The organism is Clostridium sp. CTA-19 (assembly GCF_054767855.1).
Genome location: NZ_BAAABH010000010.1, coordinates 72,201 through 92,797, shown reverse-complemented (window position 1 = coordinate 92,797; position 20,597 = coordinate 72,201). Strand labels below are relative to the sequence as shown.

Here is a 20,597-nt window from a genome sequence, read left to right as displayed (position 1 = left end):
AAAAATAATAGGGCTTTGAAGATTAGTACATGAGGTGATGATTAATGATGAAAGTGAATATATGTGGAGTTGAATTTAAAAATCCAGTAATAGCTGCATCGGGTACATTTGGTTTTGGACAAGAATATAACGAGTTCTTTCCCGTTTCTAAACTTGGTGGGATAAGCTCTAAAGGATTGACTATAAACCCTAAGGACGGTAATGATGGAGTAAGGATGCAAGAAACTCCATCTGGAATGTTAAATAGCGTTGGACTTCAAAATCCAGGAGTAGATAAATTTATAGAAAAAGAACTGAAAAATATGGAAGAGTTAAATACAGTAATAATTGCAAATTTAGGTGGAGGTTCTATAGAAGAATACATTAAAGGTGTTAAAAAATTAAATTGTAGTAGTGTAGATATGATAGAACTTAATATATCCTGTCCTAATGTAAAAACTGGTGGTATGGCTTTAGGGATTAAATCGTCTATAGCATATGATGCAGTTAAAGAAGTAAAAAAATATTGTAGTAAACCACTTATAGTGAAATTATCACCTAATGCTGAAAATATTCAGGAAATGGCAATAAGTTGTTGTGAAGCAGGAGCAGATGCATTGTCATTAGTTAATACTTTTAAAGGCATGGCAATTGATATATATAATCAAAAACCTGTCTTTGAAAATGTATATGCAGGACTTTCAGGACCAGCAATAAAACCTATAGCCCTTAGAATGGTGAATGAAGTAAGTAAAGTGGTAAACATTCCTATAATAGGACTAGGTGGAATAAAAACATGGCAAGATGCTATTGAATTTGTAATGGCAGGAGCTTCGGCTATACAAGTAGGAACTGCTAACTTTATAAAACCAGATATTATACTAGATATTATAAACGGAATGGAAAAATTTTTAAAAGAGAGAAACATAAAAAATATAAATGATATAAGAGGAATTATATAAGGCATAATCAAATAAATTTGACTTGGAGGAATTATAATGGAAAAAATTATTATAGATATATTAAAAGAAACTAATGCATTATTAGAAGGACATTTTTTATTATCATCAGGTAGACATAGCAATAAATACTGCCAATGTGCTAGACTACTTCAATATCCAGATAAAGCAGAAAAAATTTTAAAAGTTGTTGTAGATAAAATAAAGGATATAGATTTTGATGTTGTTGTAGGACCAGCTATGGGTGGAGTTATAGTTGCTTATGAAGTAGCAAGACAGTTAAAAAAGCCAGGCATATTCACAGAGAGAAGAGATGGAGTTATGACTTTATCTAGATTTGAAATAGAAAAGGGAACTAAGGTAATGATATCAGAGGATGTTGTAACTACAGGAAAATCAACTATGGAAGTGTGTAGGTTATTAGAAAGTTTAGGTGCAGAAGTTGTTGGGGTTTGCTCAATTGTTGACAGAAGAGGAGAAATATCAGAACTTAAATTACCATTATATAGTGCTATAAAACTAAATGTAGATAACTTTGAAAAAGAAGAATGTCCACTATGCAAAGAAGGTATTCCTTATATAAAACCAGGTAGCAGAAATATTAAATAGTTGCAAAAGCAATAAAAATTTGTTAAAAATTAAAGTTCAAATAAAGGCTATAAGATATATGTAAATTATATCTTATAGCCTTTTAATTTAAAAAAAATAAAAAAAGAGTTGAATAAAAATAAATAAAAAATTTACAAAAAATATACATTTACATAAAAATTCAAATATATTGTATATTTTATTATTAGTAATTAGAAAGATATATATAATATATTCTAAAATTTTAAAATATCTTGTTAAGACATTATATGAAGAGTAATAAATTAAATTAATTTATTAATTTAAAGTCTAAATATTAATACTGTATTGTAATATTTAGACTTTAAATTTAAGATATAAAACAATGATTTCATTAAAATAAGAAGAAAAATGTAATAGATAATATTTAACTTTATAAACTATAATTACAGTTAAATTAATATAAATATAATTAATTATTAATAAATTGAAATTTAGTACTTGTGAAAAAATGTATAGCAAATGAATATACTTTATCATAGCAAATTTGACATAAAATAGAAAATTATTTACTATGATAGTACTTTATATTAAAAACATCTTATGAAATCACTGCATAAAACATCATGTTAAACATAAATTTAATACTAATGAAACAAATCTATTAAATATAGAACACATGACAATTAAAAAATTCAACAAAATTAATTAATATTATAAATAATTATTTTAAATAAAAAGGGTGCTTGGGGAAAGAATTAAAAAATATTATAAAAATAAATATGTTTTTAAATGGGGGGATATTGTGAAAATAGTATTAGCTTTAGGGGGTAATGCACTACAATCAAATCCAAAGGATAAAAGTGCAGAGTCACAATTAAAAACATGTAAAGATACGGCAAAATCTATTGTTGATTTAATAGAAGAAGGACATTCAATTTCTATAGTACATGGGAACGGGCCACAAGTAGGCCAAATAGTAGCCACAATTGAAGATGCTATAAAATATAATGATAAAAATATTTTATTTCCATTTGATGTGTGTGGATCATTTACACAAGGATATATAGGATATCATCTTCAAAATGCAATAAGTGAAGAATTAAACTATAGGAAAATTGACAAGCCAGTAGCTACAGTAATAACTCAGGTTTTAGTAGACGAAAATGATGGTGGTTTTAAAAATCCTACAAAACCTATAGGTTCATTTTATTCTAAAGAAGAAGCAGAAAAATTAGAAAAAAGTCAAGGGTATATTATGAAAGAAGATGCTGGGAGAGGATATAGAAGGGTTGTAGCTTCACCAAGGCCTTTAGATATAATTGAAAAAGAAACTATAAAGGACTTAGTTAAGAATGAAAAAGTAGTTATTTCTTGTGGTGGTGGTGGAATACCAGTGATAAGAAAAAACAATACAATACAAGGTGTTGCAGCAGTTATTGATAAGGATTTTGCAGCAGAAAGATTAGCAGAGATACTAGATGCGGATTGTTTGTTAATATTAACAGCTGTAGAAAGTGTATGTATAGATTATAACAAAGAAACAGAGAAAAAATTGGAATCTATTACTATAAAAGAAGTTAACAAATATATAGAAGAGGGACAGTTTGCTCCAGGAAGTATGCTTCCGAAAATAGAGGCATGTAAAAAATTTGTTCAATTTGGTGATAATAAAATAGCAATAATATCATCATTATCTAAAGCAAATGAAGCGTTAAAAGGAGTATCTGGGACTAAAATAATTAAAGAGTAGGGGGCGATAATGGATGGAACAAAGGGGGGTAAAAGTTTATTCTGAAATAGGTAAATTAAAGACCGTTCTTTTGCATAAACCAGGTAGAGAAATTGAAAATTTAACACCGAGTTATTTAGAAAATTTATTATTTGATGATATACCATATTTAAAAATTGCACGTGAAGAACATGATAAGTTTGCAGAAGTATTTAAAATGAATGGTATAGAGGTTTTATATTTAGAAAACTTAGTAACAGATTCAATAAAAGATTTAAACATAAAAGAGCAGTTTGTAGAAGATATATTATTAAAAAGTAATTTAGTTGATAATAAGATAAAAGAAGAACTAAAAAAATATCTTTTAAATATGTTACCTAAAGAAATGATTGATGTTATTATGGCTGGAGTCAGAAAAGAGGATATACTTTTAAAAGAAAGCAAAAGTGAATACCCTTTTTTATTGGAACCAATGCCTAATTTATATTTTACAAGAGATCCATTTGCGTGTATAGGAAGTGGTGTATCTTTGAACTCTATGAGAAAAGTTGCAAGAAGGAGAGAAACTCTCTTTGGAAAATATATATTTAAGTATCATCCATGGTTTAAAGATACAAATGTGAGCATATATTATGATATGGACAACCCTTCATGTATAGAGGGGGGAGATCAGCTAGTATTATCAAAAGAAGTATTAGCTATTGGATGTAGTGAAAGAACAGATAAAGAAGCTGTATTAAAACTTGCAAGTAATATTTTCAAATCGGGAGAAACCTTTGAAAAAATATTATTATTTAATATACCAAAAATAAGGGCGTTCATGCACCTTGATACAGTATTTACTATGGTGGATTATGATAAATTCACAATACATCCAGAAATAGAAGATACATTAAAAGTAATAGAAATAAGTTATGATAAAGCAAATAAGAATGTAATTACAAAAGAGTGTGAAGAAAGCCTTGAAAGTGTACTAAGTAGAGCTTTGAAAACAGAGGTTACGCTTATAAGATGTGGTGGTGGAGACAAAATAGCAGCGGGAAGAGAACAATGGAATGATGGTTCTAACACCTTAGCTATATCACCGGGGAAGGTAATAACTTATGATAGGAACTATGTTACAAATGAACTTTTAGACAAGCATAATATTGAAGTATATGCTATTAAATCCAGTGAACTTTCAAGAGGTCGTGGTGGTCCAAGATGCATGTCTATGCCATTTGTAAGAGAAGATATTTAATTTAAATTAAAGATTATAATAATATATTTTAAATAATTTTGGGGGTATTAAAAATGTATAATTTAAGAAACAGAAACTTTTTAACACTAATGGATTTTTCACCAAAAGAAATAAACTTTTTTTTAGACTTAGCACAAGAGTTAAAAAGAGCAAAATATGCAGGGGTAGAACAACCAACCTTACAGGGTAAAAATATAGTATTGTTATTTGAAAAAGATTCAACTAGAACAAGATGTGCTTTTGAGGTAGCTGCTCATGATCAAGGGGCACATGTAACTTATTTAGGACCTACAGGAAGCCAAATGGGAAAAAAAGAGTCTATTGCAGATACTGCTAGAGTTTTAGGAAGAATGTTTGATGGAATTGAATATAGAGGGTTTGGACAGGAAGTGGTAAATGATTTAGCTAAATATTCTGGAGTGCCTGTATGGAACGGTCTTACTAATGAAGATCACCCAACACAAGTATTAGCGGATTTTTTAACTATAAGAGAACATTTTACAAAGCCATTTAATGAAATAAAATTTGTTTATGCTGGAGATGGAAGAAATAATATGGCAAATGCTCTTATGATTGGAGCAGCTAAAATGGGTATGGATTTTAGAATAGTTGCACCAAAATCATTATTTCCAGAAGAAGAGTTAGTAAATAAATGTTTAGAAATTGCAAAATGCACTGGTGGAAAAATAACAATAACAGATAGTGTAGAAGAGGGCGTTAACGGCGCAGATGTAATTTATACAGATGTTTGGGTTTCTATGGGCGAGGCAGATGAGGTTTGGGCGGAAAGAATAAAACTTCTTCTACCATATCAAGTTAATTCAAAAATGATGGAGTTAACTAATAATAAAGATGCTAAATTTATGCATTGTCTTCCAGCGTTCCATGATTTGAAAACAAGAGTAGGAAAAGATGTTTTTGAGAAATTCGGTATAAATGCAATGGAAGTAAGTGATGAAGTATTTGAAAGTGAAGCATCAATAGTATTTGATGAAGCTGAAAATAGAATGCATACCATAAAAGCTGTTATGGTAGCTACTTTAGGAAAATAATTTTTAATTTTAAAGGTATCTTAAAACTGTTTTTAAGATACCTTATTATTTTTTATATAAAAATAATAAGGTAATGAATTAAGGTGAAAAGTTAAATTTGATTTAAGAATTTAAGAACGTAGATTATTCATAAAATATTAATCATAAATATAAGGGTTTCTTAATATTATATATCATTGACACAAGGGAATTAAGACAATAAGGACAACCATAAAGTTTACTAAAGGGAGAGAGATGGTATGATTAATGAAATTCCAACAATGATATATGATAATTTAGGAAATCAATTAAAAGTTGTTAGAAGTAATAAAATTTTTTTTAAAAATGAAAATAAATATGGATATGTATTTCATGTTGAAAAAGCTGAGAAGGTAAGTACGGTAAGTGAGTTTGAGCTAGAATTAAAAAATGGAAAGTATATGTTAAAAAGAGATATTTTTATAGAAGTAATATCAGTATAAAATTTAAAAAAATTAATTTCCTAAAATTATAATAAAAACTATTGAAGTTGAGCACAATAGTATAGAGAAATAGATAATAATTTTAGGAGGTATTTACATGAATAAAAATTCTAAAAGACTTATGGCATTAGTCCTTTCAGCATCACTTCTTGCAATGCCATTAGTTGGATGTACTAAAAACACAACTGATAATACAACAAACAAAAATGGTATGACAAACAAAAATGGTATGACAAACAATACAGGAAATGCAAACAAGACCACAGGTAATGAAAAATCAGCTGAACTTGAAAGATCTAAAGTTATAAGAGAAAAAATATCAACAATAGCTGGTGTAAAAGAAGCTAGTGCTGTTGTTCATGACAATACAGCTGTAGTAGGTGTAGCATATAATGATGATATAACTTCCAAAACAGAAGTTAATAAGGCAATAGAAGATGCTATAAAACAAACAGATAATAAAGTGACTACAGTTAAAATTAGTGATGATACTACAATGACTGTAAAAATCAAAAAAATGTATGAAGATTTAGGTAGTGGAAAAACATGGGAAGATGTAAAAGGTGATTTTGAAGGATTTAAAAAGGATATAATGTAATTAAAAGATAAAAAACTCTACTAATACATATGTAGAGTTTTTTATCTTTAAAAAAATATTGATTACAAGTTCAAGATTAAATTTATTTAAGAATTTAAAAATATTTTATGTAAAATATGGTGTTGAATTTAAATAATTCGGAGTTTACATCACTTTTGGTTTAAATCTTCAAATAGATAAATTTGAAGGCTAACTAGGAACCTATATTAGCAAGAATAAAAAAACATGCTATTGGGAATTTTATAATTAAAGTATAAATAAAAAGTGAGGTAATTTTATGATAGCAAAAGTTGATAAAGCAACATGCATAAGTTGTGGTAGTTGTGCAAAACTATGCCCAGAAGTTTTTGAAATAGGTGATGGTGATAAAGCTTATGTTAAAGTAGAAAAAGTTCCGGTTATAAATGAATTTGATGCAAAAAAGGCAGAGAAAAATTGTCCTGTTGAGGCAATAAAAACATGTTAGTTTATTTTAGATAATATAGGGGGAATAATTTGAATTGTAAAATGTTTTATACAATATATTTTTGTTATATAAATTTAATTATATAAAATGCCAAGATAATAGTTGAAAATTATTTTGGTATTTTTTTATGCTTAAATATAAATTTGAATAGATTTGTATCAATAACAAGGTCTTTAGAATATATATATAATAATAAAATATAATTTGGAGGGGAATTTATGGAGGCTTTTATGCAAAATGGTCTAGTTCAAGCATTGCTTATAATTTTAGTTGTATTGGCGATTGGAATACTTGTAGGACTGTTAAAAAAGAAAAATATAATACTAGATGATAAATTCCTGAATTTCGGATATACAATTATTGACATGTTAGATGAATTAGGAGTAGCAGATGAAAACACGAAAAAAATATTAAGAATAATAATGGATGGGGTTAGATATGTTGAAGAAAACTTTAATAATATGTCCAATCCAGTAAAAGAGGAAACTGCATTAAATGTGGTAAAAGAAAACCTTGAAAATATTAATGGCATAGAAAAACTGACAGAGGAAGATATTAAGACACTTATAAGACTTTCTGCAATATTATTAGGTGAAAGTGAAAAGAAAACAGTTGAATAATTAATTTGTAAAAAAGGATGCTTTTGCATCCTTTTAAATTTAAAAAAATATATAAATTTAAAATCACTTTTAAATTTATACCAGAAAAATTTTCATCTGCATATAATTAATCTAGAAGTAAACATATGCTTTGAGAAGATATACCTTCACCAGTTCCAGTAAATCCCAACCCTTCCTCAGTTGTAGCTTTTACATTAATTTTGTTACAATCTATGTTAAGTGAATCACTTATATTAGATACCATTTCAGAAATGTAAGGAGCCATTTTAGGTCTTTGAGCTATTATAGTAGCATCTATATTACCGATAATATAGTTATGTTTTTTTAATAAATCACCTACATATTTTAAAAGCTCCATACTAGAAATTCCTTTGTATTTTTCATCTGTGTCAGGAAAGTGTTTACCTATATCTCCTAGCGCTGCAGCACCTAAGAGACTATCCATAATTGCGTGAACAAGAACGTCTGCATCAGAGTGTCCTAAAAGGCCTTTCTCATAAGGAATTGTAACGCCACCTAATATAAGTTTTCTGTTATCTGTAAGTCTATGTACATCATAACCTAGTCCGATTCTCATAAAAAACCTCCAAATAAATATAGAATTATTTATAGAATAATTAATCTAATATTTTTAAATACTAAAATATAATTATAAAATAAATTTATCCTTAATATTATTTATTATACGTAATATTAGGGGAAAGTAAAATAATTATACAAATATTTATAAAAATAAATAGTCAGTATAATCATTAAATACAGAGTAAAAAATAACCATACTGACCATTATTTAAAATTTAATAACATATAGAATTCTACATTATATTTTAACTTATATCTTAAAAGTTTTGTATATCTATATTTATAACTGATTTTTATAGTTATAAATCTTTAATCTCATATCGTAAGGTTTATTAGTTCTATTTTCTTTAGGATGTTTATTGTTAAAAAAAGATTTGATTTTTTTTATAGAAAAGAAATTAGTGAATTTATTGCGATTCTTAATTTTTTTTCTAGATTTAAAGTCTACATAAATAACGTTATTAGACATTATATCAACCCCCAATGTGCTTGTGGTATGGGAAAGAAGTAAAAACATTTAATAAGAAAATTATACCATAAATTACAGAATATTTTAACAATTCAAATTTTAATTGTTTTTAAATAATATTAATTATTAGTTAAGTTTTTAAAAAAAATAAATAATTTGAAAGTTATCCACAAATAATAAACAATCATGTTGATAATGTGTATAAAAAATAATAAAAAAATAAGAACTATATATACATCTATATTATTTTAATTTTCATTAAAATTATTCTGAAAAAACCAAATTATAATTAAATATTAACAATAACTCAACAGATTATTAACAGGAAGTCTGTGGATAATGTTAATAACTTTTCTAAGAATGTAAAAAAATTTACAATATTTTCATATTAATTAAAATTACTGTGATAAAATTGTGAATTATTTATATGAAAAATGATTTTAAATATTAAGATTATTTTAAATATTGAAAAATTTTTTAAAAATTGATATAATTGAAAAAGGGCCAATTGGAAAAAATAACTAATTAAGTTGGGGGTATATGAAATGAAAAAAGTATTATCAATTGTGTTAGCTGCAGTTTTAACATTTTCATTAACAGCATGTGGGGCTAATACAACTAATAAAAATGATGCAAAAGAAAATGCAACAAATACAGAAGCTACTAATAAAAAGGATGAAGAAAAAACTGAAGAAAAAGCTGAAGAAGTTAAATATGAAGAATTTGGACAATTATTAAATGCTGTATCAGAAAAAGATTATTATTATGATGATATAGGTACTATTAAAATATTAAATGATGTAAAAAAGGAAGTAAATGCTGCAAAGAAAGAAGATTATACTAAAAAGACAAAAGAAATTATAGATAAAGAGATGACAGATAAAAAAGTAGATGTAAGTAAAACTAAAATTTATGATTACTATAAAAACGCTAATGGAGAAAAATCACAAAAGTCTTATGTTGTAGTTTATGGAGATGATAAAGTACCAACTACTGTTTATGAAGTTATGTTTGATATTTCAGAAAGTGATGAACCAAGTTTAAAGGAAACAAAAGAAAATAAAGAATTAATTAATGATGATTTTAAAACATTATTTAAAGCTGACCTTGAAAAGCCAGCAGAAAAAGAAGAATAAATTTTTTAAAGTACTAAAAAATTCATAAATTAAAGGTGATTTTAAAATTAAAAAATCACCTTTAATTTTTTATATATAAGTAGAATTTTTATTGTAATTTTTGGGTTATTGCTGTTATGATTTAAAATTAAAATTTCAATATATAAGTTGAATTTTCAAAGTACGTTCCCATAACAAGCTAATTATAAAGAAGCATCTTCTGTTTTTACAGAATCTTTTACAAGAGAGTTTATAACACCCATTTCCTTTTCCGTTAAGTATCTCCACTTACCTATAGGAATATCTTTTAGTGTCACATTCATAATACGAATTCTTTCAAGCTTTACTACGTCATATCCTAAATAATCACACATTCTTCTTATCTGTCTATTTAGACCTTGAGTTAATATAATCCTGAAAATATAATTACTTTCTTTTTTTATAAAACATTTTTTTGTGATTGTATCTAAGATAGGTACACCATTAGACATAGCTTTAATAAAATTATCAGTAATTGGCTTATTAACAGTAACTAAATATTCTTTTTCATGATTATTTCCTGAACGTAAAATTTTATTTACTATGTCGCCATCATTGGTTAGAAAAATTAATCCTTGAGAGGGTTTATCTAATCTTCCTATGTGAAATATTCTTTCAGGATAATTTATAAAATCAACTATATTTCCTTTTATGGATGTGTCTGTAGTACAAGTAATTCCTACAGGTTTATTTAGTGCTATATAAACTTTTTTACTTTTAGGTTTTACAGTTACTCCATTTACAGTAACAATGTCGCTAGGTAAAACTTTAGTACCTATACCGGCCTTTTGTTTATTTATAAAGACTATGCCTTTTTCAATTAACCTATCAGCTTCTCTTCTAGAGCAAAATCCACTTTCACTTATGTATTTATTTAATCTAGTACCCGAAGTGATTTTTTTATCCATATACATCGTTCCTTTTCTAAAAATATTATAAGTATATACTAATATTATATACTTAAAAACTAACTATAAAAATTAATTCTGATATTTTTATAGAAATATAGAAGAATTTTAGTTGAAAATAGGTTGCAATAATTTTATAGAAGATAAAAATAATAGATATACCTATACAATATAATTTAAATTTACAAAAATATAAATAAATATACAAATTAAAGGAATCATCATGTATAATTTAAGTATGATTTATAAGTTATTGTCTAATGGTTAGCAAAATTGTTTGTAAAAGAAAGAATAAAACTTAAATTTATAACAATTTTGCATTAAAAGTGGACAAGCAATATTAAGAAAAGAGGGGGAAAAATGGAGAGAAAAAAGAGGTTTTCTATTATAGGTGTATTTTTATTAATAATGGTCACTATGATTATTACAACATCAAGGGTGAATGCAGCAGTAGAGCCTAAGGTTTTTGAACATAAATTAAGTGTTCCAACTAATAAAGTTTGGAGCATATGCCTTAATGATACACTAAATGATAGTGCTATTAATTCACTAGAAAGTTCTATTAAAGTTACAACAGTAAATGGGGGCGTAAGTCAACCTATATCTATTAGCTATGATGCTAACAATAAAGTTGTAAATGTAAATCCACCAGAAGGTGGATATGAACCTAATACTATTTATAGTTTATTAGTAAGTAGTTCAATTACAAATTCAATTGGAAGCGGACTTGAAAATAATTATGTTATAGATTTTACTACTGAAAGAAACACAGATACTATTAGCGTTCCAGCAGGAAGCACAGTTGAATATATAGATTATCCATTTACATTAGATGATTTTGTACAAAGTCAATCAGGAAAATTAATTAAATTTTTAAGAAATTCACCGTTTACATCTGATGGAAGTTTATTAAATGTTAAAGCTTTTGCTGATTCAGAAAATTTATCTTTAAATAGTACTCAAGTCTATCAATTTTTAAGTTTAAAATATATAGATGGTATATCACCAGAAGTTTTAAATAGGGAGATAAATACAAAGGGAATTATAAAAGATAAAGGTTCAGTATTTATAGAAGCAGGAAAAACATATGATATAAATCCTGTATATTTAAACTTACATTGTGCACTAGAAACAGGGGTTGGAACATCTCAGTTAGCTAATGGCATAGACTATAAAACTCCAGATGGCAAGACTGTAAAAGTCTATAATATGTACGGTATAGGGGCAGTAGATAGTGATCCTATAAATGGAGGAGCAAAAACTGCATATGAACAAGGATGGACAACTCCAGAAAAGGCTATAATTGGTGGTGCTAAATGGATCGGGGAAAGATATATACACTGTTCACAAGTGACTGATATGGATGATAAAGATACATTATATGAAATGAGATGGGCGATAGGAGAATATCCAAGTGGATGGAAGCAATATGCTACAGATGTGTCATGGGCATATAAACAAGCTGCTAGATATGAACGAATATTAAGTCAGTGTACAAGTGCTAAATTGAAATTTCAAATTCCTAGATTCGTTAAATAATATGTGAAAATAAGAAACAGCTTAATAAATATTAAGCTGTTTTTTTATTAATCAAATTCACCGGTATTGCTATTTACTGTTACTACAAAATTATTTTTTTCTGCATGGCTTACAAATGTATTAAGGTCTAATGGTAATTCTGTCTTATTATCTGATACAAATACTAATACTTTTCCAATATAATATCCATTAGGTATGGAAATTTGTTTTTCCTTTAAAGCTTCATCAAATAGTATAATAAGACCATCATTTAATGTATTTCCAATTACATTGGTATTATTAATTAGTTCTATTCCATCAGCATCTTTGGAAGATACATTAGATATTTTACCGGAAGATGTAACTTCAAATTTAACATTAGAGTTAAAATCAGCAATTACAACATATTTAGTAGCAAAATTAGTATAAGTTAAAATACTAGCTGTAATTATACCTATTAAAAGAAAAGATATAAGAAGTTTTTGAACTAGGGTTTTCTTTTGAATTACAGTTCCTGTATATATGTTGCCCATTTTAGGCTTTATGTTAGTTCTTTTTACAGTTATAAATTCTTTATCTTTAGTAAGAAGATATACTTTATTTTTTTCAATATTAATTATTTTACCTGTTCTCTTCATAGATAAATCCTCTCAAATTTATAATTAGAATGTTAATTTTAAATCAACTAATTATAATAATATCATATAATTGAATATATATAAAACAGAGAGTATAATAAAAGTTAGAAAATACAGAATTTTGAAAAATTTGGAGGCGGGGAGATGAAGAAAAAAAGCATATATATAGGAGGGTTAGTATTATTAACGGGGATAATTTTAATTCTAAATTATATAACAAGTTTAGGGTATTATAAGAGTCCTCCATCTGAGATTTGGAGTAAAGAAGTAATTGTTGGTGAAGGAATGGTGAGGAATCCAGCTCCTATTTTAAAAGATGAAGAAAAAATAATAGTTGGATATGATGATAAGGATAAATTGAAGCTTAGTATCACAAATGACATAGGTGAAGTTATTAATGAAAAAACTTATGATATAGATGAAGATTTTATAATGGCTACATCACTTTGTAAAGCTAAAGACGGTTATTGGTTTAGTTTTACATCAACTAAAAATTCTGTAGGATATATGGAAACTTTAATTTTAGATGAAAATTTTAATAAAAAAGATAGTAAAAAAGTTGAAGATGTAATAGAAATGAAACAACTAGATGATAATTTAATTTTAATATGTACAAGTGATAAAATAAAAGTTATAAATACAAAAACTGAAGAAATAAAAGAATTAGATGAAAAAGGTGTATCTATGTTATCTGCTGTAAAATTAAAAGATAAATATCTTATAACTTTTTTACAAAAACAAACTAATTTAAAATCTGTTATATTTGAAAACAGGCAATTTAATGAAGTAAAAGATATAAAAGAACTTCCTAAAATGCAAAATGTAGTCTATTCTAACATGGCATGTTCTGCAGATGATAAATATGGGTATATATTATTAGAAGAAGAAACTAAGGGTGTTTTTTCAGGCTCAAAACTTATAAAATATGGACTTGACAATAATGACGTTGATATATCTAAATTAAGGGTAAATAATAGTGAAGAAGTATATTACAACAAAGGTTTCTACTCAGAAAAAGGTGCGAGGTTTTTAGCTACTACTCCTAGATTATTTGGTAAAAAGGATTATCAAGAAAACATAGTAGATTATATTATAAACAATGGGGAAGTAAAAGAATTTTCTTACGTAACGAGACTTAGAGAACTTTGCATTTACCCATATATAAATGATGATATTTCATCATTTGTAAGTTTTAAAAATGATAAAAAATTTAATATAAATATAGCATCTACTAATGAAAAGTTCAAAAAAGTTAATAATGAAGCAAGAAAAGGGGAATATTCTCAGGCGTTAATAGCAACAACTCAAGGAATAGCTTATTCATTTTCATATCTATTTGTATTAGCTATAAAATGGTTGATACCAACTTTTGTAATTGGTGGTATAGTTAGCTTTTTTGATTATAGCTTTACAAAAGAAAAAAGAGCTAAGAGTTTTATTATATTGGCTTGTTTTGCAATTATTATCAAGTGTTATGCAATAATAACAACAGTATATGGATCCTATAAAATGTTACTGCCTCAATTTATCTCTAACACTATAGTTGGAACTATATTATGCTTAATTATAGGTTTTTTAAGTTATGGATTAGGATATAACTTTTATAAAAAGGATACAGAAATACTTACTTTAATACCCTTATCAATCTCTTTAATTATTGATTCAATCATAACATTATTAATTTTTGTACCATATATGACATAAAATAAAAAGGGTATAAGGCTTATAAAAGACCTTATACCTTTTTATAACATAGGTGCTAGTAGCCTAGAAATTGCTTCTTTAACTTTTATTATTAAAGAGCGCTCAGCATAGTGCTTATTAGTAAGATACGTAGAATTTTCGATATCTTTTAAAAATATTCTTTCTAAGTCTTTAGTAGAATCTTCGTCATAAATCATAGCGTTTACTTCAAAATTAAGTTTAAAACTACGCATATCTAAATTTGCAGTACCAACAGTACATAATTTACTATCTATAGCTATAATTTTGCTGTGAATAAATCCATTATTATACGTGTAACAATGTACACCGGCCTCCATAAGCTCCCATGCATAAGATTTAGTAGCCCAATAAACAAACATATGGTCTGGTTTACAAGGTATAATAATTTTAACATCAATTCCGGAAAGAGCAGCCAGTTTTAGTGCAGTAAGAATACTGTCATCAGGAATTAAATATGGAGTTTCTATATATATATTTTTTTCAGCTCTACTAATCATTTTCAAATATGAATTTCTAATAGCGCCCCATTGAGAATCTGGTCCGCTAGATATAATTTGAATAGGTTTATTGCCTATATATTGATTTTTAGGAAAATAATTTTTGCTCATAGAAAAATCTTCTTTATTAGATGCAAACCTCCAATCAAGTAAGAATCGAGTTTCTAATGTAGCTACAGCATCTCCTATTATATAAAGGTGAATATCACGCCAAAAACCTATATTTTCATCTTTACCTAAATATTCATCACCAATATTTAATCCACCTATAAAACCTTCAATACCGTCAATAATACATATTTTTCTATGGTTTCTGTAATTTAGTCTCAAATTTATATAAGGAATGAATGGTGGGAAAAAGCAAACTACTTCTCCACCAGATTCTATTATTGGGGTGAAAAATTTTTTAGGAAGCCATATACAGCCCATTCCATCATACAGCACTTTTACTTCTACACCGCTTTTAGCTTTTTCAGTTAAAATATTTATAATTTTATTTCCTATATCATCATCACGAAAAATATAATATTGTATGTGAATAAAATTTTTAGCATTTTTTAAAGAAGTAATCAATTTTGGAAATTTTTCTTCACCATTATTTAATATTTTAACATCATTATTATGTGTAAATATAGCATTATCAGTAGTTAAATTTAATTGAATAAAATCCCTATACTCATTTAAAAAGTGATTATTTTTTACTAAATAGTCATTTTTAAGCATGGTATGTTGAGCTTGTATTGTTGGTATTAAGACTTCTTCCTCTTCTTTTTTGTAGTGGAAGAACTTCTGTTTTCTTAAATCTTGACCTAAAAATAAATAGAGAATAAAACCTAAAATAGGTATAAAAAACATAATCATTATCCATGTCCATGTACTATTTGGGTTCCTTTTTTCAAAAATTATAAGAAGTATTGCTAAAAAAATATTTATTATATATATAAATGTTATTATGTTTTTAAAAATAGCAACAAAGCTCATAAAAAACCTCCTTTAAATATTGTTAATAAGAAAATAAAAATATTTTTAAGTTATTCAATAAATTTAATTTTAAGCTTATTTCACTATAATCACTATAAAATGTACTCAAACATAGTTTAACTCTATTATAGCTTGAATATAATTGAATTTGAATAAATTATAAATTAAATTATTAAAGGCATGATAGTTTACTAAGTTTTAAATTAAAGTTTATATAGTATATTCAAAAAAATATATTTGTCTATTGACAAAGTAGTAAAGAAAGTGATAAAAATATGAAATGTGCTCGGAGATTTAAGATTATTTAAAAAATAATGATTTGAAAAAATAATTCAAATATTTAAAAATGATAATGTTTACATTGCGGAGCGAATATGTTATAACATATGAGGGGTTTTAGATGGAGGGAAAATGTATGTTAAAATTTATTGAAAAACAAGACATTAAAGATTACTTAAAAATAATGATAGGGATTACATTAACAGCAATTGGAATCAATGTATTTTTCAAACCTAACCAATTAGTTATAGGTGGACTATCAGGGCTTGGAATTGTCATAGAGCATGTGGCTAATATTCCTATATCGGTAACTAATATTTTAGTTAATATACCTTTATTTATTTTAGCAATAAAGCTTAAGGGTAAAGCATTTGCAGGAAAATCAGTCTTTGCAGCACTTTATTTATCTGTGGCACTTACATATACAAGCTATTTACCACCACAAGAAGGTTTAGATATGATGCTTGTAAGTATATTTGGATCTGTTTTACTAGGGTCTGGAATAGGAATTGTATTAAAAATACCAGCAAGTACAGGGGGATCAGATCTTGCTGCAGTTATAATTAATCATTTCTTTAAGGGTCTTCCACTGGCTAAAATTATGGCTTGTTGTGATACAATAATAATCATATGTGGTATTATGGTTTTTGGTATAGAAAAAGGACTTTATGCAATAATAGCAGTGTACATAATTTCTACTGTGGTAGATAGAATAGTAAGTGGTGGTAGTGCTTCAAAAACTGTTCATATAATTTCACAAAAGTCACAAGAAATTTCAATTGCATTGATGAAATCATTGAATAGGGGGGTTACGGGACTTCAAGGTACAGGTATGTATACTAACGAAGATAAAAAGATACTATTTGTAGTTTGTGATCAAAAGGAACTTGTAATTCTTCAGAATATTGTTAAAGAAATAGACGATAAAGCATTTTTAACAATTACAGATATAAAAGAGGTATATGGTAGAGGATTTACTCAGCCAAAATTTGAAATTGAAAAATAAACTTTAAAATAAAAAGCACAAATCTATATTTAGATAAGTGCTTTTTTAATTTGATTAGTCATCAGGATCAATATCTTTTTTTGAAATTGATACGACAACAAAATTTACTAAAGAAATAAAAAGTTAAATGTACATTACTATTGTTTATATACAAACATAGCTAACACTAAAAGTCCAAGGGTAATAATAAATGTTAGTACTACAAGTTTCCATACAAACTTTAGCCATTTTTCATAAGGTACCTTGGCTATAGCTAATGCAGCCATAATAACTGGGCATGTTGGTGCAAATAAACTTAGTATTCCATTTGCAGATTGATAAGCAGTTATTACTATATGTCTTGCTACACCAGAAAAGTCTGCTAAAGGTGCCATAATTGGCATAGTAACAGTTGCAAGACCAGAAGTTGATGGAATTAAAAATGACATTGGTAAATAAAATAAGTAAGTGAATATAGTAAATCCTACAGAACCTTTTCCTTGAAGACAAACTTCACCTAAATGTAAAACTGTATCAGAAATATGTCCTGCATTCATTACAACAGTAATACCCCTTGCTAAGCCTATTATCAAAGCAACCCCTAATAGATCACGTGCACCGTCTATAAAGATATGTACAAATTTTGATTCTCCGTTTTTGGCTATTACAGAAATAAGTATACTAGATACAAGGAATAATCCTGAAAGCTCACCAAACCACCAGCCTAATGTTGGAATCAATGTAATGCCTAAATCACTAAATGGAATAATTCCAATTACCATTATTAAAAATGTTAATCCAAATATAGCAAGTATAAGTTTTCTAGTACCTGTTAATTCAGGAATTTCTCTTTCGTTTTCATCACCAAGGAAATGTTCTTTATGCTCATCATATAAATGATAAATCAAGGACTTAGTTGGATCTTTTTTTACCATTTCAGCATATTTCATAGTCCAGAACATACCTAATCCCACAAGGATAATAAGAAGAGCTATTCTAAGTCCAATTCCTTCCCCCATGGAAATGCCAGCAAATTTGCAAGCTATACTAACAGCAAATGGATTAGTTAAAGATGCTATAGTTGCCATTCCTGAACCTAACTTTATAACAGCAACAGCTGTAATTGCATCATACCCGGCGGCAATAAATACTGGAATCAGTATTGGGAAGAATGCCAGTGTTTCTTCATCCATACCGAAGGTTATTCCTCCAAGTGTAAAGAAGAACATTATTAGGGGTATAAGCCATTTTTCTTTTCCTTCTAGTTTCTTAACAAGCCTGCCTATACCTGCATCTATCGCTCCAGTTTTCATAACTGTACCTAAAAAACCACCTATTACAATAACGAAGATTATAACGTCTATTGCATCAGAAAATCCAGTTATAGGAGCTAAAATGATATCTTTAAAACCCTGCGGATTTGAAGTAACTGTATGATATGTGCCAGGAATAGGCTGCAAACTTGTTTCGGTAGAGCCTGTATAATTATATTGTCCTGCCGGCACTACCCATGTAAGGAATGCTACTAATAAAATTATAAAAGCCAGAATAGTATATGCCGTTGGCATTTTGAATTTCTTTTTCATATTCATATATTTATCCCCCTGTTTTTTAAAAATTATAAGTCCAATGTTTAATAATATAAGGTATGGTTTGTATTGTAAGTTTTACTGTGGCTTGTGTTTTTCACCTCCAATATGTAAAAATATAAAAATTGATTTGCTTTAAATTAAAATTGTAGTTAAGTTATAACAGTTATTAAAGCAAAAACCATGCCAATATAACTTATAGCTATAAATTCATCAGTTACAAATGTAAATTATATAAAATTATAGCTATAAATTTATAATTAAGAGAAAAATATTGCATAAATTCACTATAAATGTAATAAAAAATATCAAATTTTCCTTTAAAAAGTATGTTTGAAATTCTTAAGTTGAAATTATAAGTTTTTTTGGTTTGGTTTATTGGTTCATATTGGATACCTCAACCATTTGGCGTTAACCAATATTTAATATGAAATCTTTAATTATATCTTTATATTTACAAACAGAATCTATAATCACATATTCATCATCGCCATGCCAATTTGCACCTGAAGGACCAAACTCAACAGCTGGTATATTATATTTAGAATAGTAAACTGTATCTGCAGAGCCGTGCTGTCCAAATATATTAACAGGAGTATCAGTAATTTTTTCTATAGATTTAGTAAGTGCTTTAACATATACATTATCTACTTTCGTAGTGACTGGTGGGTTAATTTCATGAACATGTATTTCTGTTTCAACCACACTCTTAATTTGTTTTAATATTTCTTCTGCATTTTGTTCAGGCAAAAATCTTATATCAAGGTACATTTTGCAGTAGTCTGGAACCTTGTTATATACATCTCCACCAGATATTTTTGCTAAATTAATTGATGGAAAATCATAAAGTTCTGATTTTTCTTTACTGAATGGAAGGTTTAAAATCCTTTCAAAGCTCTTATATGCTTTAATTATGGCGTTATCTCCTTGCCATGGTCTGCTACCGTGAGCTGATTTGCCAAAGAAATCTATATTTATTTCAAGTACACCTTTTGCTTGAACTCCGATTCCGATTTGAGTAGGTTCACCACAAATTACAAAATCCCCTCTAAATCCTTTTTCAGCTAAATATTTTGAGCATTTATCTCCGCCAGTTTCTTCATCAGTTACTAAGTGAAGCTCCACTTTACAAGGTAAATTTTCATTTTTTAACTCTATAAATGCGCATAACATAGAAGCTAATCCAGACTTCATATCTGCACTACCTCTACCATAAAGCTTGCCATCTTTTTCGTAAGGCTTTAACTGGCCTTCTTTAAAAGGAACTATGTCTAAATGACCATTTAATATTATTTTTTTATCACCTTTTCCTATAGTGCAAACCAACATTTTTTGACATTCATTTTCAAGTACCTCTGGTATTAGTTCATTTTCTAAAAGTAGATTCTTGCAAAAATCTATAGCTTTATTTGCACCTTCTAGGGTAGAACTATCGATTTTTATAAGCTCTTTTGTAAGTTCAATACAATTCATAATATAATCCTCCTTAATTTTAGATAAAATCTAACATGCTTTATACAAGCAAAAATCGTGCCAAATAAAAAATAGCTGTAAATTTTAAATTTACAGCTATTTTGGTTGTTTTATTGGTTTGTATT

General features: G+C 27.2%; 20 protein-coding genes. 13 read left to right on the top strand and 7 right to left on the bottom strand.

Going from position 1 to position 20,597, the window contains the following annotated elements:
- The first annotated feature begins 44 nt into the window (after positions 1–44).
- The 9 genes from ACYUE0_RS07595 to ACYUE0_RS07555 all read left to right on the top strand — a co-directional run bounded on the left by ACYUE0_RS07595 (position 45) and on the right by ACYUE0_RS07555 (position 7,674).
- Positions 45–941 (top strand): dihydroorotate dehydrogenase, encoded by an 897-nt coding sequence (locus ACYUE0_RS07595; protein ID WP_460270077.1) that lies wholly within the window; start codon positions 45–47, stop codon positions 939–941.
- A gap of 36 nt (positions 942–977) precedes the next feature.
- Positions 978–1,547, top strand: coding sequence for an orotate phosphoribosyltransferase (pyrE, locus tag ACYUE0_RS07590; protein ID WP_061994001.1), 570 nt, complete (start codon positions 978–980; stop codon positions 1,545–1,547).
- Positions 1,548–2,310: 763 nt separating this feature from the next.
- Positions 2,311–3,258, top strand: coding sequence for a carbamate kinase (arcC, locus tag ACYUE0_RS07585; RefSeq protein ID WP_460270075.1), 948 nt, complete (start codon positions 2,311–2,313; stop codon positions 3,256–3,258).
- A 13-nt stretch (positions 3,259–3,271) separates the two neighbouring features.
- The gene (arcA, locus tag ACYUE0_RS07580; RefSeq protein ID WP_061994003.1) at positions 3,272–4,477 is read left to right on the top strand and encodes an arginine deiminase; all 1,206 of its coding nucleotides are present in this window, start codon (positions 3,272–3,274) and stop codon (positions 4,475–4,477) included.
- A gap of 53 nt (positions 4,478–4,530) precedes the next feature.
- Positions 4,531–5,529, top strand: coding sequence for an ornithine carbamoyltransferase (argF, locus tag ACYUE0_RS07575; RefSeq protein ID WP_460270074.1), 999 nt, complete (start codon positions 4,531–4,533; stop codon positions 5,527–5,529).
- Positions 5,530–5,768: 239 nt separating this feature from the next.
- The gene (locus ACYUE0_RS07570) at positions 5,769–5,990 is read left to right on the top strand and encodes a hypothetical protein (protein WP_199869239.1); all 222 of its coding nucleotides are present in this window, start codon (positions 5,769–5,771) and stop codon (positions 5,988–5,990) included.
- A gap of 97 nt (positions 5,991–6,087) precedes the next feature.
- The gene (locus tag ACYUE0_RS07565; protein ID WP_460270072.1) at positions 6,088–6,588 is read left to right on the top strand and encodes a YhcN/YlaJ family sporulation lipoprotein; all 501 of its coding nucleotides are present in this window, start codon (positions 6,088–6,090) and stop codon (positions 6,586–6,588) included.
- A gap of 277 nt (positions 6,589–6,865) precedes the next feature.
- Positions 6,866–7,054, top strand: coding sequence for a ferredoxin (locus ACYUE0_RS07560; protein ID WP_061994007.1), 189 nt, complete (start codon positions 6,866–6,868; stop codon positions 7,052–7,054).
- Between the two features lie 218 nt (positions 7,055–7,272).
- Positions 7,273–7,674, top strand: a complete 402-nt coding sequence (locus ACYUE0_RS07555) for a hypothetical protein (protein ID WP_199869241.1) — start codon at positions 7,273–7,275, stop codon at positions 7,672–7,674.
- A gap of 106 nt (positions 7,675–7,780) precedes the next feature.
- Here the strand turns inward: ACYUE0_RS07555 and ispF are convergent, their stop codons facing one another.
- Together ispF and ACYUE0_RS07545 are read right to left on the bottom strand one after the other, a co-directional pair.
- On the bottom strand, positions 7,781–8,251 hold the full coding sequence (gene ispF / locus ACYUE0_RS07550; RefSeq protein WP_061994009.1) for a 2-C-methyl-D-erythritol 2,4-cyclodiphosphate synthase: 471 nt from the start codon (positions 8,249–8,251) through the stop codon (positions 7,781–7,783).
- Between the two features lie 285 nt (positions 8,252–8,536).
- Complete coding sequence (locus ACYUE0_RS07545; protein WP_460270071.1) at positions 8,537–8,725, bottom strand: hypothetical protein; 189 nt, start codon at positions 8,723–8,725, stop codon at positions 8,537–8,539.
- Between the two features lie 545 nt (positions 8,726–9,270).
- Here ACYUE0_RS07545 and ACYUE0_RS07540 point away from each other — a divergent pair.
- Positions 9,271–9,861, top strand: coding sequence for an LptM family lipoprotein (locus ACYUE0_RS07540; protein WP_460270070.1), 591 nt, complete (start codon positions 9,271–9,273; stop codon positions 9,859–9,861).
- Between the two features lie 182 nt (positions 9,862–10,043).
- Here ACYUE0_RS07540 and rluF read toward each other — a convergent pair whose 3' ends face one another.
- Positions 10,044–10,793 (bottom strand): 23S rRNA pseudouridine(2604) synthase RluF, encoded by a 750-nt coding sequence (rluF, locus tag ACYUE0_RS07535; protein ID WP_061994012.1) that lies wholly within the window; start codon positions 10,791–10,793, stop codon positions 10,044–10,046.
- Positions 10,794–11,147: 354 nt separating this feature from the next.
- Here rluF and ACYUE0_RS07530 point away from each other — a divergent pair, with 354 nt between their 5' ends.
- Complete coding sequence (locus ACYUE0_RS07530; protein ID WP_460270069.1) at positions 11,148–12,326, top strand: N-acetylglucosaminidase; 1,179 nt, start codon at positions 11,148–11,150, stop codon at positions 12,324–12,326.
- A gap of 47 nt (positions 12,327–12,373) precedes the next feature.
- On the opposite strand, the gene ACYUE0_RS07525 is transcribed toward ACYUE0_RS07530, so the two are convergent.
- Entirely contained in the window at positions 12,374–12,943 is a 570-nt protein-coding gene (locus ACYUE0_RS07525) for a hypothetical protein (protein WP_460270067.1), read from the bottom strand.
- A 144-nt stretch (positions 12,944–13,087) separates the two neighbouring features.
- Here ACYUE0_RS07525 and ACYUE0_RS07520 point away from each other — a divergent pair, with 144 nt between their 5' ends.
- A complete protein-coding gene (locus ACYUE0_RS07520) occupies positions 13,088–14,647 on the top strand; it encodes a threonine/serine exporter family protein (protein ID WP_061994015.1) in 1,560 nt (519 codons plus the stop codon).
- A gap of 41 nt (positions 14,648–14,688) precedes the next feature.
- On the opposite strand, the gene cls is transcribed toward ACYUE0_RS07520, so the two are convergent.
- Positions 14,689–16,146 carry a cardiolipin synthase gene (cls, locus tag ACYUE0_RS07515; protein WP_460270066.1) on the bottom strand — a complete coding sequence of 486 codons (1,458 nt, stop codon included), beginning with the start codon at positions 16,144–16,146 and terminating at the stop codon, positions 14,689–14,691.
- Positions 16,147–16,561: 415 nt separating this feature from the next.
- On the opposite strand from cls, the gene ACYUE0_RS07510 reads away from it, so the two are divergent.
- Positions 16,562–17,431, top strand: a complete 870-nt coding sequence (locus ACYUE0_RS07510) for a YitT family protein (RefSeq protein WP_061994096.1) — start codon at positions 16,562–16,564, stop codon at positions 17,429–17,431.
- 137 nt (positions 17,432–17,568) lie between these two features.
- Here the strand turns inward: ACYUE0_RS07510 and ACYUE0_RS07505 are convergent, their stop codons facing one another.
- The gene (locus tag ACYUE0_RS07505; RefSeq protein ID WP_460270065.1) at positions 17,569–19,002 is read right to left on the bottom strand and encodes a YfcC family protein; all 1,434 of its coding nucleotides are present in this window, start codon (positions 19,000–19,002) and stop codon (positions 17,569–17,571) included.
- 408 nt (positions 19,003–19,410) lie between these two features.
- Positions 19,411–20,472 (bottom strand): M20 family metallopeptidase, encoded by a 1,062-nt coding sequence (locus ACYUE0_RS07500; protein WP_061994018.1) that lies wholly within the window; start codon positions 20,470–20,472, stop codon positions 19,411–19,413.
- Positions 20,473–20,597 lie beyond the last annotated feature (125 nt).